The sequence below is a fragment of the Pantoea sp. BRR-3P genome (assembly GCF_039621635.1).
GTDB classification, from domain to species: Bacteria; Pseudomonadota; Gammaproteobacteria; order Enterobacterales; family Enterobacteriaceae; genus Pantoea; species Pantoea floridensis.
In genome coordinates this window covers 1363728-1378839 of record NZ_CP155066.1, presented here as the reverse complement: position 1 = coordinate 1378839, position 15112 = coordinate 1363728, and the positions used below count along the sequence as shown (strand labels likewise).

Annotated in this window: 16 protein-coding genes; 7 read left to right on the top strand and 9 right to left on the bottom strand. The window is 56.6% G+C overall.

From position 1 onward, the window contains the following. Positions 1–2 precede the first annotated feature (2 nt). Positions 3–830 carry a MetQ/NlpA family lipoprotein gene (locus AAGR08_RS06240; RefSeq protein WP_097096785.1) on the bottom strand — a complete coding sequence of 276 codons (828 nt, stop codon included), beginning with the start codon at positions 828–830 and terminating at the stop codon, positions 3–5. A 212-nt stretch (positions 831–1042) separates the two neighbouring features. Between AAGR08_RS06240 and AAGR08_RS06235 the strand changes: the two genes are divergently transcribed. The 3 genes from AAGR08_RS06235 to AAGR08_RS06225 all read left to right on the top strand — a co-directional run bounded on the left by AAGR08_RS06235 (position 1043) and on the right by AAGR08_RS06225 (position 3987). Next, positions 1043–1684: a TetR family transcriptional regulator gene (locus AAGR08_RS06235; protein WP_345829123.1), complete on the top strand. Its 642-nt coding sequence runs from the start codon at positions 1043–1045 to the stop codon at positions 1682–1684. Positions 1685–1758: 74 nt separating this feature from the next. Continuing rightward, on the top strand, positions 1759–3141 hold the full coding sequence (locus AAGR08_RS06230) for a D-arabinono-1,4-lactone oxidase (RefSeq protein ID WP_345829121.1): 1383 nt from the start codon (positions 1759–1761) through the stop codon (positions 3139–3141). A gap of 18 nt (positions 3142–3159) precedes the next feature. Next, positions 3160–3987 carry a glycosyltransferase family 8 protein gene (locus tag AAGR08_RS06225; RefSeq protein WP_345829119.1) on the top strand — a complete coding sequence of 276 codons (828 nt, stop codon included), beginning with the start codon at positions 3160–3162 and terminating at the stop codon, positions 3985–3987. 33 nt (positions 3988–4020) lie between these two features. On the opposite strand, the gene AAGR08_RS06220 is transcribed toward AAGR08_RS06225, so the two are convergent. From AAGR08_RS06220 to AAGR08_RS06210, 3 genes are all read right to left on the bottom strand, one after another. After that, on the bottom strand, positions 4021–4431 hold the full coding sequence (locus tag AAGR08_RS06220) for a type II toxin-antitoxin system HicB family antitoxin (protein WP_345829117.1): 411 nt from the start codon (positions 4429–4431) through the stop codon (positions 4021–4023). 15 nt (positions 4432–4446) lie between these two features. After that, a complete protein-coding gene (locus tag AAGR08_RS06215) occupies positions 4447–4635 on the bottom strand; it encodes a type II toxin-antitoxin system HicA family toxin (protein ID WP_097096781.1) in 189 nt (62 codons plus the stop codon). 205 nt (positions 4636–4840) lie between these two features. Next, positions 4841–5863, bottom strand: coding sequence for an LLM class flavin-dependent oxidoreductase (locus tag AAGR08_RS06210; RefSeq protein ID WP_345829115.1), 1023 nt, complete (start codon positions 5861–5863; stop codon positions 4841–4843). Positions 5864–6067: 204 nt separating this feature from the next. On the opposite strand from AAGR08_RS06210, the gene AAGR08_RS06205 reads away from it, so the two are divergent. Both AAGR08_RS06205 and AAGR08_RS06200 read left to right on the top strand, forming a co-directional pair. After that, positions 6068–7135, top strand: a complete 1068-nt coding sequence (locus AAGR08_RS06205) for a fatty acid desaturase (protein WP_345829113.1) — start codon at positions 6068–6070, stop codon at positions 7133–7135. Beyond that, positions 7032–7817, top strand: a complete 786-nt coding sequence (locus tag AAGR08_RS06200; protein ID WP_345829111.1) for a PhnD/SsuA/transferrin family substrate-binding protein — start codon at positions 7032–7034, stop codon at positions 7815–7817. The genes AAGR08_RS06205 and AAGR08_RS06200 overlap by 104 nt, the downstream gene beginning before the upstream one ends. A gap of 64 nt (positions 7818–7881) precedes the next feature. Here the strand turns inward: AAGR08_RS06200 and AAGR08_RS06195 are convergent, their stop codons facing one another. The 5 genes from AAGR08_RS06195 to AAGR08_RS06175 all read right to left on the bottom strand — a co-directional run bounded on the left by AAGR08_RS06195 (position 7882) and on the right by AAGR08_RS06175 (position 13315). Further along, positions 7882–9222 carry an LLM class flavin-dependent oxidoreductase gene (locus AAGR08_RS06195; RefSeq protein ID WP_345829109.1) on the bottom strand — a complete coding sequence of 447 codons (1341 nt, stop codon included), beginning with the start codon at positions 9220–9222 and terminating at the stop codon, positions 7882–7884. Positions 9223–9232: 10 nt separating this feature from the next. Beyond that, positions 9233–10840 (bottom strand): ABC transporter ATP-binding protein, encoded by a 1608-nt coding sequence (locus AAGR08_RS06190; RefSeq protein ID WP_345829107.1) that lies wholly within the window; start codon positions 10838–10840, stop codon positions 9233–9235. Then, positions 10837–11670 (bottom strand): ABC transporter permease, encoded by an 834-nt coding sequence (locus tag AAGR08_RS06185; protein ID WP_345829106.1) that lies wholly within the window; start codon positions 11668–11670, stop codon positions 10837–10839. Before AAGR08_RS06185 ends, AAGR08_RS06190 begins: the two co-directional genes overlap by 4 nt. After that, positions 11667–12659 carry an ABC transporter permease gene (locus AAGR08_RS06180; RefSeq protein ID WP_345829105.1) on the bottom strand — a complete coding sequence of 331 codons (993 nt, stop codon included), beginning with the start codon at positions 12657–12659 and terminating at the stop codon, positions 11667–11669. Before AAGR08_RS06180 ends, AAGR08_RS06185 begins: the two co-directional genes overlap by 4 nt. A gap of 131 nt (positions 12660–12790) precedes the next feature. Continuing rightward, entirely contained in the window at positions 12791–13315 is a 525-nt protein-coding gene (locus tag AAGR08_RS06175) for a GNAT family N-acetyltransferase (protein ID WP_345829104.1), read from the bottom strand. 441 nt (positions 13316–13756) lie between these two features. Between AAGR08_RS06175 and AAGR08_RS06170 the strand changes: the two genes are divergently transcribed. Then, the gene (locus tag AAGR08_RS06170; protein WP_345829102.1) at positions 13757–14272 is read left to right on the top strand and encodes a fimbrial protein; all 516 of its coding nucleotides are present in this window, start codon (positions 13757–13759) and stop codon (positions 14270–14272) included. Positions 14273–14360: 88 nt separating this feature from the next. Continuing rightward, positions 14361–15047, top strand: a complete 687-nt coding sequence (locus AAGR08_RS06165) for a molecular chaperone (protein WP_097096770.1) — start codon at positions 14361–14363, stop codon at positions 15045–15047. The last annotated feature ends 65 nt before the right edge of the window (positions 15048–15112 follow it).

Here is a 15112-nt window from a genome sequence, read left to right as displayed (position 1 = left end):
CCTTACCAGGCCGTTTCGCCCGTGCCCTTGTAGACTTTGTCAAACACGGTCTTCACGGCGTCGTTCTGATAAGAAGCCACCAGCGTTTTCACCCACGGCGCGCTCACGTTCTCTTTCTTCACCGCGATGAAGTTGTTGTACGGGTTATCTTTTACCGGCTCCTGGGCAATACGATCGGCGGTTGTCAGGCCACTCTTTAACGCCCAATCGGTGTTCACTACCGCAGCGTCGAGGTCAGGAACGGAACGGCCAATGATGCCGGAATCCAGCTCTTTGATTTGCAGATGATGCGGGTTCGCGGTGATATCGGCGGTGGTGGCCGCAATACCCACGCCTGGCTTCAGCTTGATTAGCCCCTGCTGCTCCAGCAGCACCAGACCGCGCGCTTCGTTAGAGGGATCGTTTGGCACGCCAATCACCGCGCCCTCTTTCAACTCTGCCGCCTTTTTTACTTTCTTCGAGTAGAGACCAATCGGCCACACCGCGGTATCACCCACGCGCACAATGTCGTAATGATTCACCTTGATCTGGTTATTGAGGAATGGCTGATGCTGGAAGGCGTTGGCATCCACTTCGCCATTTTGCAGCGCTTCGTTCGGCTGGTTGTAATCGTTGAAAATCACGGTTTTCACCGTCAGACCTTTGGCTGCCGCCTGTTTGATCACTTCGCGCCAAACATCTTCATCTTCGCCGCTGATAATGCCGACTTTAATCGAGGTTTTGTCGGCAGCGTGGGCCAGAGACAATGGCGATAGCGCCGCGCTGGCCAGTAGCAGCGCGCCAGCGGATAACAAGAATTTATTTTTAACGGATGCCAGACGTGTGTGCATAAAATATTTCCCAATCGTTATAATTGCGCGAGTCAAAATAAGCTGTCGTAATGACAGATGACCGCAGTATACGCAGTTGCTTATTCCTGCATTATGATTTATTCGGGAATGCTATTCCTGAAAAGCATAAAGCTGCACGCCGCTCACCTCGTCACAAGCGAGAAAATGGCTGTGTTACCATCCCCCTTTTGAAAAACCTGTTATTGAGCGCTATGTCGGACACTACAACGAAACGGAAAAATGACCCTGAAGGGCTTAAGAAACGCATCCTTGCCGGTGCCCTGAAAATGTTCGCGGAGTTCGGCATGCAGGGCGCGCGTCTGGAGCAGATTGCAGATCATGCGCAAACCACCAAACGCATGGTGGTCTATCACTTCGGCAACAAAGAGCAGCTCTATATTGAAGTACTTGAACAGGTATACCAGGCAATACGTCAGCATGAAACCGGGCTGAATCTTGCCGAAATGGAGCCTGAGCTGGCAATGACCAAACTGGTGGAGGCTAGCTTTGATTATCACGTCTCACATCCTGACTTTATGCGGCTGGTATGTACCGAAAACCTGCTGCGCGGGCGCTACATCATTCAGTCTGAACGCATCAAAGCGTTGAATAAAAGCGCGCTTGATCTGCTTGATGACATCCTGACGCGCGGCCAGCAGCAAGGGCTGTTTATCGATCAGCTCGACACCGTTGATGTGCATCGTCTGCTGAGCAGTATTTGTGTGCACCACGTCTCCAATCGCTACACCTTTCATACGCTGTTCACCCCGAACGATAGTGAGGAGGACAGCATCCGCCGTAATCGGCAGTTAGCGGTCACCGCCACGCTACGATATGTGCGCAAAGCCCCGTAGTCTGCGGCTTCGCTGTGATGGTCTACGCTTAAACTCTTGGGACCGTCACAGACCTCAGACTAAGGAACGCCGTAGTGAACAAAGACCCCCACCTTTATCCCTTACGTCATACGCACAATACCGACCAGGACAGCGCACTGTGGAACTGGGCGCAGAACACGGTGGTTGGTCAGCGCAATCAGTTACAGCAGCCGCAAAATGAGGCGGAGCTCCAACAGCTGCTGCGCGCCGCCAACGGCAAAGTGCGCGTGCTCGGCAGCCGCCTGTCACCGGGCCGCATGCTAGGGGTGCATGAGCAGGATCTGCTGCTGGATCTCAGCGCCTTTAACGGCGTAATTGCGCATGACGCTGATAGCGTGACCTTTGCCGCCGGCACGCCGCTGGAGCAGGTTTACAGCCAGCTTACTGAGATGGATCGCATGCTGGCCTCCTCGCCGGGCGTAATTGCGGTTCAAACGCTGGCCGGGGCTATGGCAACCGGCACGCACGGCCAGGGCCTGGCACAAAGCTCGCTGGCCGATGAAGCGTTGCGCATTCGCATGGTGCTGGCCGACGGCAGCGTGCGTGAATTGGTACGCGGCGAGCCCGATTTCGCTGCGGCGCAGGTGTCGCTCGGCACGCTGGGTATTGTGACCGCGGTGACGCTGCGCACGCGTCCTTTCCGCCTGTTTACCTGCCACAAGTTTGCCGTCTCCGCCGATACGCTGGAGCAGGATTTGGTGGCGTGGAATCAGCAGTATGAGATGAGCAAAGCCTGGTGGTTTGTCGATGACAACCTGATGCATGTGTGGAACGCGCATGAAGCCAGTGAAGCGGAGTCACAAGCCTGGTACGCCAATCAGCGTGAAGTGATTGAGCACGGCGATGATACCGACAGCAGCCTGAATGAGACCATCGATCAGACGCTGGCACAGATGCATCGCGATACGCAGATTCACGGCAAAGGCGGCAAGCAGTTCCGCACCGTGACGCGCTTCCGCGATTTCACCGACATCAGCGGCGATATCTATCAGCTATTTTGCCGCGGCATTGCGGTGCCGCAAATCAACGTTGAGATCGGCGTGCCGCTGGAGAAAACGCCGCAGATTATCAGCAAGATCAAAGCGTGGTATGCCGAGAACCATCCGCATATGCACTATCCAATTATCCTGCGTTGTACTGGCGCGTCTGAAGCCTGGCTCAGCCCGGCGTATCAGCACGCGACCTGCTTCTTCGGCTTTGTGGTGTATTACGCCGACGATGGCTCACTGTCGGAAGATGGCCTGCACTTTCTTACTGAAGTGGAGAAGCTGCTGGCGGCCGAAGGTGGACGTCCGCACTGGGGCAAATATTACGATCCGCAGCGCTACCAGTGGCGCGATATCTATCCGCAATGGGACGCCTTCCGCGAAGTGCGTAACCAGCTCGATCCGCAACGCCGTTTTAGCAATGACTATGTCACTGCTTTGTTTGATTAAGTTTGAAGGGGAGAAGCCATGTTTGCATGGGTAACGCTGTTAACGCAGCCTGACTATTTTATTGGTGTGAAAGCGCTACACCGCTCGTTGAAACGCAGCGAAACGCGCTGGCCGCTGATTGTGATGGTGACAGACGCTATCGATCTGGAAACGCGAGAAGCGCTGCAGGCGCTGGGCTGCGTGATCCATCCGGTGGAGCCGCTGATGCCGAATGCCGAGCTAGAGCAGCATTACGCTTCCGCGCAGTTTGGCGAAGTGTGGAGCAAGCTGCGCGCGTGGGAGCTGGTCGACTGCGAACGCGTGGTGTTTCTGGATGCCGACATGCTGGTGCTGCGCAATATGGACGAGCTGTTTACGCTCGATCTCGGCAAACATGCGTTGGCAGCATGTCACGCCTGTCGCTGCAATCCAAATAACATCGCCAGCTATCCGGCCAGCTGGCAGCCGGAGAATTGTCATTACACCTGGCAGGATCGCGGCGAGGCGGCTCCCGCCACGTTGGATCGCTATTTGAACGGCGGTTTCCTGGTGCTAAAACCTGATTTGTCGGTGTTTAAGTGGTTACAAGAGAAAGTGGCGGCGATTAGCGATCTGCGCCGTTATCCGTTCTCCGAGCAGGATTTACTCAATGAAGTGTTCGAGAATCGCTGGCTGCCGCTGCCGTATATTTACAACGCGCTGAAAACCCTGCCGTTCCAGCACAGTGCGATGTGGCGCGAAGAGGATGTGAAGAACCTGCATTTCATTCTGGCCAAACCGTGGAAGCGCGATTTGAACCAGCCCGCAGCTGAGCGCGACCGTTATTACGCGCTGGATAAGCTGTGGTGGGAGCTGAGTGCGGATTGATAAATAAGGTGCGCATTGCTGCGCACCGGTTAATCAGCGGGTTTTCGCAATACGTTCCAGCGCCACCTGCGCCAGAAAACCTGAACGGGTTTTGAATTCGGGGTGTGTCGCTACGCAACGGTCAATACGATCAATCAGCAACTTCGGTAAGGTAACGTTGATTTTCTCAGACCCACCAAGAATTCGCGTGACATCCACATCAATCAGCACCCAAACATAACCGGCATATTCCGCATCTTTCATCAGCGTTTTAAGATCGGAAACCGCCGGAATATCCTGCTCGAGTTCTACCATCAACTCTAAATGACCGATAATCGCCTCTTTGGCGTTTTTCACTGCTTCTTCTAAGGTATCACCGGCCGAGAAACAGCCCGGCAAATCCGGTACGGTAACGCCAAATGCTGTCGATCGATCGCCAGCTTCAATCGCAATGGGATAAAACATATTTACCTCTTTCAATTAATGGACAATCAGTCCGGCTTGTTTCCTGATACTTTTCACCGTTTTTATCGGCAAATCCTTTTTTGGGTGCGGTATCGTCACCAATCCTTTTTTTACGGGATGGACGAAATGGTGATGGCTACCGTTAATGCGTATCAGTTCCCAACCATCGGCCTTAATCTCAGCCATCAATGATCTGCTATCCATGCACTTGCCTTACTGCATCCTGAAAACATAAAAATAACCCCAATAACTCCGCATTGCAAGATTTGGAGTTATTGGGGTTATTTTATGGGTCGCTATGAATGGCGTAGTGCTCGTCAGTTAAGCGTGAATCGGTCGCCATGAATGGCGCCCCTACAAAAGACCGCGCAGTTTCAGGTCAGGTGCGCACTGCTGCGCACCTGGAGACTTAACGCCAGCCCAACTCGGGTGCGACGTGGATGAGGATGCTTTCAATCACGTGCGCACAGTAATCCACGCCCAGCTGGTTCGGGATGGTGAGCAGCAGCGTATCGGCTTCGGCAATCCCTTCATCCTGCGCCAGCTGTTGGATCAGCTTATCCGGCTCGGCGGCGTAGCTGCGCCCGAAGATCGCACGGGTTTTCTCATCGAGGAAACCAACCGAATCCTGATCCTGTCCGCTGCGGCCAAAGTAGGCGCGGTCGGTGTCGTTGGTCAGTGCGAAAATACTGCGGCTTACCGAAACGCGCGGCGTGCGTTGATGTCCGGCGGCTTCCCAGGCTGCACGATAGGCACGAATCTGTTTCGCCTGCTGCACGTGGAACGGTTCGCCGGTTTCATCATCTTTTAGGGTGGAGCTTTGCAGGTTCATGCCCTGCTGTGCCGCCCAAATCGACGTGGCATTGGAACCGGATCCCCACCAGATGCGCTCACGTAAACCGGCTGAGAAGGGCTCAAGACGCAGCAGGCCCGGCGGGTTCGGGAACATCGGCTGTGGATTGGGCTTGGCAAAACCTTCACCGCGCAGCACTTCCAGCAGCGCTTCAGTGTGACGACGCCCCATATCAGCATCGCTCTCACCGTTCTGCGGATTAAATCCAAAGTAGCGATACCCTTCAATCACCTGCTCCGGTGAACCCCGGCTCAGACCCAGCTGCAGACGACCGTTGGAGATCAGATCCGCCGCACCGGCATCTTCCGCCATATAGAGCGGATTTTCGTAGCGCATATCGATCACGCCGGTACCAATCTCGATTTTTTTAGTCCGCGCCCCCACCGCCGCCAGCAGCGGAAACGGTGAGCTAAGCTGACGTGCAAAATGATGCACGCGGAAATAAGCGCCATCCGCGCCTAACTCTTCAGCAGCAACTGCGAGATCAATCGATTGCAGCAGTACATCCTGCGCGGAGCGGGTGGCCGATTGTGGTGATGGGGTCCAGTGACCGAAAGATAAAAAGCCAATTTTTTTCATGTTGAAATTCTCCCCGTGGGCCGCATTGGCCCGAGCGTTTTCGATACAGCAAGGTTACGCCACAGACGAGGTGACTGATAGCCAATAGATTTCGCGCGCATCATCAACTTTTTTGCATAACTAAGAAAAAGAGATTCTTTGTGATCGTCACGCAGATCAATCATCTTCGCTGTCATATTCCCGTTTGGCAGGTGCAATTTCTTCATGAGTAAAGGGACAGCGGCTTATCTCAATGCGCAACAGCGCGAGGTGGTACATCAACTGGCGCGCAGCTGGCTGTGGCGCAGCGAGCTGCCGACGTGGCTATTAATGGTGGTCGTTTATGGCGGCTGGTTTGCCTGCGTCATCTACTGGCAAACGCTGGGGTTAGCCCTCAGCACGCTGCTGCTGATCTTCTTTACCACCTGGTATCTTTCGCTGCAGCACGAGCTGATTCACGGTCATCCGACGCGTTTGCCGCGCCTCAACCAGCTCTTCGGTACCCTGCCGCTGGCGGTGTGGTATCCCTATGGTTTGTATCGTGATTCGCATTTGGCGCATCACCGCAATCACACGCTGACCGATCCCGACGACGATCCTGAAACCTATTATCTTTCACCGCAACGCTGGGCACAGCTCAAGCCATGGCAGCAGCAGATCGTTCATCTGCGCAACACCTTTCCGGGACGCTTACTGCTGGGTCCGCTGTTTGATATGGCGACGACCATCAACACCCTCATTACGTCTTTTATCCAGCGCGATAAACCGGCCATGGCGATGTGGATCAGCCATCTCACGCTGCTGAGCGGACTGTTTTACTGGATGACGCAGCAAGGCTTTTCGCCGCTGTGGTTCGTGCTGGCGGTAAGCTACCCGGCGCTGATGCTAACGAAGGTGCGCTCTTTCTACGAGCATCGTGCTGAAGAAGAGCCGCTGGCGCGCTCGGTAAATAATGAAGCTGCCCTGCCCTGGCGTCTGTTGTTCCTCAATCTCAACTATCATTCTGTACATCACGATCTGCCCGGTTTGCCGTGGTATGGCCTGCGCAAAGTCTATTTGCTGTATCGCGATAGCTACCACCAGCGTAATCACGGTTTTCGCGTCGCCGGTTATGGCGAATGGTTAGCGCGCTTCTGGCGCAAATCAGTTGATGTTACTGCCCATCCGGGCACGCATAAGGATGCACAGAATGCCCATCATTTCGTTACCGATGTACCACATCAATCATCAAGCGACGATCGGCCTGACCTCAGCGCTAACGACGCTGCTGCAGCAACGCGGCGTGCAGGCTGAGGTCACGTGGCCGCAGGATTTACTGCCGCACTGGCGCGATGACGCACTGCTGCTGAGCCAAACCTGCGGCTATCCGCTGGTAGAACTGCTGCCGGATGTGCAGCTGGTTGGCACCTTTCAGTCAAGTGCACAGGGCTGCGACGGCCCGCGCTATCGCAGTTGGCTGGTGGCGCGCAGCGAAGATGAGCACCTGACACTCAGCGATTTTCGTGGTCGACGTGCAGTGTGCAACAGCAACGATTCGCACTCCGGCTTTAACGCGCTGCGCTACGTGATTGCGCCGCTGGCGCAGGATGGAAAATTCTTTAGCGAGACGCATTTTAGCGGCAGTCATCGCCAATCGCTGGCGGCGCTGCGTGCCGGCCACGCGGATATCGCGGCGATCGACTGCATCACCTGGGCGCTGCTGCGCTGCAATTTCCCTCACGAGCTGGCAGGGCTGGAGATCATCGGCGAAACGCCGCTGTGTGCCGCACTGCCGCTGATCACCTCAGCCAAAACCGATGCGGCAACGCTGGTGAAACTGCGCAGCGCGTTGCAAGAACTGACCAGCGATCCGCGTTATCAGGATCTGCTGCATGAGAATTTGATTGGCGGCTTCAGCGTCACCGAACGGGCGTTTTATGATGAAGTTAAAGCGTGGAAGGATGCTGCTGCGGCGCTGGGCGTAACGGCTTTGTAATGTCCAGGTGCGCATGAATGCGCACCCTACAGTAGGGTCGCCATTTATGGCGACCTGGCGAACATCACGCCACCTGCTGACTTCTGCGCTGCACCGCGAACTGGTTCTCTGGCTCGTCCAGCCCGAGATTTTCCCGCAGCGTCTCGCCTTCGTACTCATGGCGATAGATACCGCGCGCCTGCAACAGCGGAATCACCTGCGCCACAAAATCATCAAACGCCGTTGGCGTGCCGCCGCGCACGATAAATCCGTCGGTGGCGCCGGCCAGGAACCAGTTTGCCAGCCCGTCCGCCACCTGCTGTGCCGTGCCAAGGAAACTCGGGCGCGGCGTGGCCTCCTCCAGCGCGGCCTGACGCAGCGTCAAACCGCGTTCACGCGCGTTCTGTTTAATCTTATCGGTGGTGCTGCGGAAGCTGTTGCTGCCCAGCTCGCCAATCTCCGGAAAGGGTTCATCCAGTGCATATTGGCTGAAATCGTGATGTTCAAAGTAGCGGCCAAGATACTCCAGCGCTTTATCGATGGTCACCAGCTCGGCGGTTTGCTGATAGCGCCGTTCGGCGTCCTGTTCCGTTTCCCCGATAATTACGCTGATGCCCTGAAACACGCGAATCTCGTCGGCATCACGGCCGCGCGCCACTAGCCGACGTCGCACATCTTCGCGGAACTCGCGCGCCTGCTCCAGCGTTTCCTGTCGCGTGTAGATGGCATCGGCAGCTTCTGCGGCAAAGGCTTTCCCCGCTTCGGAGGCGCCCGCCTGGAACACAATCGGCCGTCCCTGCGGTGAGCGCCCCACGTTTAGCGGCCCCTGTACCGAGAAGTATTGGCCTTTATGGTTCAGCGTGTGCAGCTTGTCGGCAGCAAAAAATTCTCCGCTCTGCTTGTCACGCACAAAGGCATCGCCTTCCCACGAATCCCACAGTCCTTTCACCACCTGCAGATATTCGCTTGCCACGCGATAGCGCTCATCGTGTTCCGGATGGCTACTGCGTGAGAAGTTTTTCGCCGAGCCTTCCAGCGGCGAGGTCACCACGTTCCAGCCGACGCGGCCGCCGCTAAGATGATCGAGGCTGGCAAACTGCCGCGCCACGGTAAAGGGTTCGCTGTAGGACGTTGAGAGCGTGGCGACCAGGCCGATGTGTTTCGTCACCAGCGACAGCGCCGACAGCAAGGTGATGGGTTCGAAGCGATTGAGGAAGTGCGGAATCGACTGCGGCGTAATGTACAAGCCGTCGGCCACGAACAAGAAATCGATCTTCGCCTGCTCCGCTTTGCGCGCCAGATCCAGCACGTAATCCACATTAATACTGGCATCCGCGACCGCATCGGGATGGCGCCAGGCCGACATGTTGCCGGATACGCCCTGAATAATCGCGCCCAGCCGCAGCTGGCGTTGTGTCTGACTCATTCTGCTCTCCTTAGTATGCATTTGCCGGCTGCCAGTCGGGGATCGCCGGCAGCGCCTGTAACAGTTTTTGCGTCCACGGATGCTGCGGCGCGGCGAACACCTGCTGCAGCGCCCCGCTCTCCACCACTTGTCCGTTCTGCATCACCAGCACACGATCCGCCAGATGCTGGATCACGCCGAGATCGTGCGAAATAAACAGTAGCGCGGTGCCGTGCTCGGCCTGCATATCGGCCAGTAGATCCAGCACCTGCGCCTGCACGGATACATCCAGCGCGCTCACCGGCTCATCGGCCACCAGCAGCGCTGGATTGGGGGCAAAGGCGCGCGCAATCGCCACGCGCTGACGCTGGCCGCCGGACAGCTGCTGTGGATAGCGCTGCAGAAAGCGATCGCCGAGCTGCACTTCGTCCAGCAGCTGGCGCACGCGCTGACGCCGCGCGTCGCCGTAAATACCGGCGCTATCGAGACTTTCGCCGATGATTTTTTCCACCGTGTAACGCGGATCGAAGGAGCTGAACGGGTCTTGCGCGATCAGCTGTAGGCGCGCACGCCGGGCGCGGCGCGCTTTCTCCGGCAGACGATCCCAGCGCTCACCTTCCAGCAGCAGCGTGCCGCTGTCCGGCTCGGTTAAACCCATCACCACTTTCACCAGCGAGGTTTTGCCCGAGCCGGATTCACCGACCACGCCAAGCGTTTCGCCGGCATGCAGCGTGAAGTTGATGTCATTCAGCACCAGACGATCGCCATAGGCCTTGTGCAGACCGATGCCTTCCAGCAGCGGCGCGTGGCTGCGTTGCGGCCGTGGCGGCAGCGGCGTTGGCTCGGCGGCGCTGAGCCGTAAACCGCGCGTGGCGGGCGTCGGCACCGCGCGCAGCAGGCGCTGCGTCCAGGCGTGTTGTGGACGTTGCAGCAGCGGGCCGCTGTGGCCCTGCTCCACCACTTCGCCATCGCGCATCACCAGCACGCGATCGGCCAGCTCCGCCACCACCGCCAAATCGTGACTGATCAGCAGCAGGCCGTGGCCGTCACGCCGCCTCTGCGCCAGCAGCTGCAGAATCTGGCGCTGCACCGTCATGTCCAGCGCGGTGGTCGGTTCATCGGCAATCAATAACGTCGGCGTCCCCGCCAGCGCGGTGGCAATCAGCGCACGCTGACGCTGGCCGCCCGAAAGCTGATGCGGATAACGTTCCAGTCGGCTCTCCGCATCGTGAATGCCCGCAGCCTGTAACAACTCGATGCTTTTATCGTGCAGATTGCCGCGATGGCCGGCGGCGCTTAACGCATCGCCCAACTGCTGACCAATGCGGCGCAGCGGATCGAGCGACACCAGCGCGTCTTGCAATACGTAGCCAATGCGGCGACCGCGCAGCGCACGCCAGTCGCTGCGGCTGGCATGGCGCATATCGCGTCCGTCGATGGTAAAACGATCGGCAGTGACGATGGCCCCTTCCGGCAGCAGGCCGAGCAGGCTGCGCGCGGTGAGGGTTTTGCCGGAACCAGATTCCCCGACCAGCGCCACTGATTCTCCCGCCGCCACCTGCAGGCTGAGATTCTTCACGACTTGCTGTGGACCGAAGCGAATCGAGAGATTATGGATATCAATAAATGGCTGACTCATGTTGAACGCCCTTCAAAACGTGCCTGCCAGTAACGGCCCAGCGTGTTAACCGCAATCACCGTCAGCGTGATAAACACGCCCGGCCACACCGCAATCCACCAGGCATTACGCAGATAGTTGCGCCCTTCCGCCAGCATCAGGCCCCATTCCGCGGTTGGCGGCTGCGGCCCCATGCCGAGGAAACTTAATCCGGCGGTGCCGATAATCGCGGTGCCAAGTCCGAGCGTGGCCAGTGCCGGGACCTGCGCAATGGCGTGCGGCAGAATGTGGCGCGTAATCAGCGTGAAGCGCGACAGGCCAAAAGTACGCGCCTGCTCAACGTAGCCAGAGGTCATCACGCTGTAGGTTTGTGCGCGCACCACACGGGCAAAACGCGGCACCGAAGCCACACCGAGCGCGATAATCAGGTTATTGGTGCCGGGCCCGGTGAAGGCGATGAGCATCAGCGCCAGCAGCAGATCGGGAAAGGCGGAAATCACATCCACCGCACGGCTGAGCAGCTCATCTACCACGCCACGCGCCAGCGCAGCCACCAGCCCAAGCAAGGTGCCAAACACTACCGCCAGCGCCATCGCCGCCACGCTGATCAGCAGCGAATAGCGGCTGCCGTAAATCACTCGCGTTAACAGATCGCGTCCCAGCTGATCGGTGCCAAGCCAGTGCTGCGCCGAAGGCGGCAATTGAGCATTGACCGGATCGGCCAGCAGCGGATCGCTGTGCGCCAGCCACTGCGGCGCAATCACCGCGATAGCTAAGACAATAAGAAACAGAATGGCAGCCCACACGGCGGCGGGCAGTGAAACAGGGTGACGTTGCAGCGCGGCAATCATGATTTCGTTTCCCCACGCAGGCGCGGATCGATCCACAGCGACAGGATGTCGACTACGGTGCTCATCACCACGTAAATCAGCGCCGACAGAATCGCCACCGCCAACACCACCGGCAGATCCTGCGCCAGCACCGCATCCACCGTTAATTTACCGAGGCCGGGACGACCAAACACCTGCTCGGTGATCACCGCGCCGCTGAGCAAGCCGCCCACCAGCCAGCCGGTTAAGGTCACCGCTGGCAGCGCCGCATGCCGCAGCGCGTGACGCAGCCGAATGGTGGTTTCACCCACGCCCCACGCACGCAGCGTCAGGGTGAACGGCGCATCCAGCGCGCGCTCCAGTTCGCGGCGCAGCAGCTGGGCAATTACGGCGCCCTGCGCCAGCCCAAGCGCCAGCGCCGGCAGCACCAGCGACGACAGCGAGCGATCGCCCGCCACCGGGAACCAGCGCAGCGTAAAGCTGAAAATAAACAGCAGCACAATGCCCATCCAGAACGATGGCGTGGAGGCCAACAGCAGTTCAAAACCGTTGGCGATGCGGCGTCCGATGCGGCGATGTGCGGTGCCGACGGCAATCGCCACCGCAAACAGGATGCTGACCAGCAGCGCTGCCAGCGTCAGTTTGATGGTGGGCCACAGCTGCGTCGCCAGCAGATGGCTGACTTCAGTATTGAGCATGTAGGAGCGGCCAAAATCGCCGTGCAGCACACGCCACATATAGTGCAGATATTGCCACCACAGCGGCTCGTTCAAGCCCCATTCAGCGCGGATCGCTGCTTCAATCGCCGGCGTGCGCAGCTGTTCGCCAATCAGCAGGCTGACGATATCGCCTGGTGCCAGATGCACGCCGAGAAACGCCAGCGAAACCGCTGCCCACAGCACCAGTACGCCGCCCAACAGGCGGCTGACGATACGGCGCGTTAGGTCGCTGCGCCACATCAATGGCCGAGGTGCGCGTGGCGTGCGCGTGACAATGCTTTCCAGACTCATCTTCGCCTCCTGATGAGTGAGGGCTGAGCCAGATAACGACGCGCTTCCGGCAGGCAGACCACACCCAGCGCGAGAGTGAATGAATTCGCTTGCATAAGATCCCTCAACGTTGCAGGTGCTTTTTTGGTTATTCAGGCGATTTTGGCGACGGGTTGCTCGGCTGGCGGGGTAAATTCCTTTTTCAGAAACACCAGCGCCTCGCCTAATGGATTAATGCGGTGATGGAAAGGTTGATAGCCACGACGCAAATAGAGCTCGCTCAGCCACGGATGTTTGGTGGCAGTGGCCAGATAGACGCCCGGTGCTTTTAGCGTCTGCTTCAGCAGTGTCTCTTCGGCATAGGTGATGATGTCGCGGCCGTAACCCTGCCCTTTGTAATCGGGATCGACGGCGAACCAGTGGATGAAAGGCCACGATGAGGGCGCATGTTCATCCTGCTGCCACGGAAAACGCACCGTGACGGTGGCGACCGCGCGTTTCCACTTGCGCAGCACCAGCACGGTTTCCTGTTCGATAACGCGGCGAACCTGCTCGACGTTGCCCTGCGAAATGGTGAAATGCACATCCAGCGCCACCAGCGCCGCATAGGCGCGCTGCAACAGAGCAAAAATTTCTTCGGCATCGTCGGCGGTAGCGACTTCAATCAGCTGGCTCATAGTGACCCTTTCCGTAATCATGGTTGAGGAAAGTATTAAAATCCGACGGATTAAAGTAAAACGAGAATAGTGGCAATCGATGTGTAGAATATGGGAATAATAAATCCGTTCATCCTTACTACGCAGATGGCTGCCGGTCAGGCTTCACACCGCGCCTCAGCATAAAATAATATCCATTTATTTTTAAAATAAATTTAATTATTCATCATATTGTGTCGCCTTGCCGGACAAATATTGATTAAAGTCATTATTTAACGGGATCGGAATTTTCCTACAAACCACTAAGAATTCACTCCATTGCCGCCCTCTTATAAATAAATTTTAATGGGACCACATCATTTACGGAACAATTTCTACGCTCTGCAAATGATGTACTTACATTAAAAAAATTATTAACTAATTGCTCAGATGATTAAATGGTTGAGCATGGAGAGCAACACCATGATGAAAAAAAGTCTTATTTTAGCGGTTCTGGCGGGATCCGCCCTGGTCTCTACGGCGCATGCAGCCAGTGGCACCCTTAATTTTACCGGTACTGTCTCGGCGGATGCCTGCACCGTGAGTGCGACAACAAAATCCCAGAATATTGACCTCGGACGAGTCGCAACCAGCGATTTCAGCGCAATCGGCGCCACCAGCGGTAGTCGCCAAATTTCAATCGATCTGACCGCCTGCCCGGCCGCAATCACTGCGGCTGCCGTTAACTTCACCGGTCCGACTCACGCAGATAACCGTAAACTGCTGGCGTTAAGCGGAGCGAGCACGGCGAAAAACCTCGGTATTGCCCTGTTTGAAGATGATGGCGTAACGTTAATCCCAATTGGGAGCACATCAAAATCCCAAAATCTTACCACCACCGCTACCCTGACTTACTTTGCAAAATATCAGTCCACCGCGGCAACCGTGACTGACGGGACAGCAGAAGCCGCAGCCGACTTCACCATTGTTTATAACTAATCTTCTCTCTTCAATTTAAATAATCCGCATGGTCGGCGGGTTATTTTTAATGAGGAGATATTTAAAAATCACAAGCAGAGGAAATAAAATGACTCGTTTATTAGCTGCATTTTGTTGTGTCACGCTTTCAGGGGTAATTTCACTGCATTCAGCGCAAGCCAGCGTTGTGGTTGGCGGTACGCGTATTATTTACGATGCCGGGAAGCAAGAAACCTCAATTCCGGTTAAGAACACCGATAAAAAAGCCCCATTCCTTGTTCAGTCGTGGGTTGAATCTTATCCGCAGGCTAATGAAGAGAAACCGCCTTTTATTATTACACCACCGCTTTTCCGCCTGGATGGAGGTAAAGAAAACATTCTGCGTATCGTTCGCACCGGCGGCAATCTCCCCGACGATCGTGAATCGGTATTTTGGGCCAACATCAAAGCGATACCGGGTTCGGAAAGTACAGACACTAACCGCCTGCTCATCTCAGTCAAAACCAAGATCAAGTTATTTTACCGCCCAGCCGCCTTAAAAGAGGGTGCCGCGCTGGCGTATAAACAGCTGACCTTTAGCAAGCAGGGCGACCATCTTGCCATCAACAACCCAACGCCCTATTTCCTCTCTTTTAACAGCCTCACGGTGGGGGGTTTTGCCCTCAAAGATCCTGGCATGATTGCCCCGAAATCGTCCATGACGCTGCCGCTGGATAACCCTAAGAGCAGCTCGGTCACCTGGCAAATGATCAATGATTTTGGCGGGATTACCGCCGCAGAAACCCGTTCATTCTAACCCTTTGCAGCAATTTTAATGTCTCCTGCTGGTGACGAAGAGGAGGCGTTGTTGAGCACCCTTTT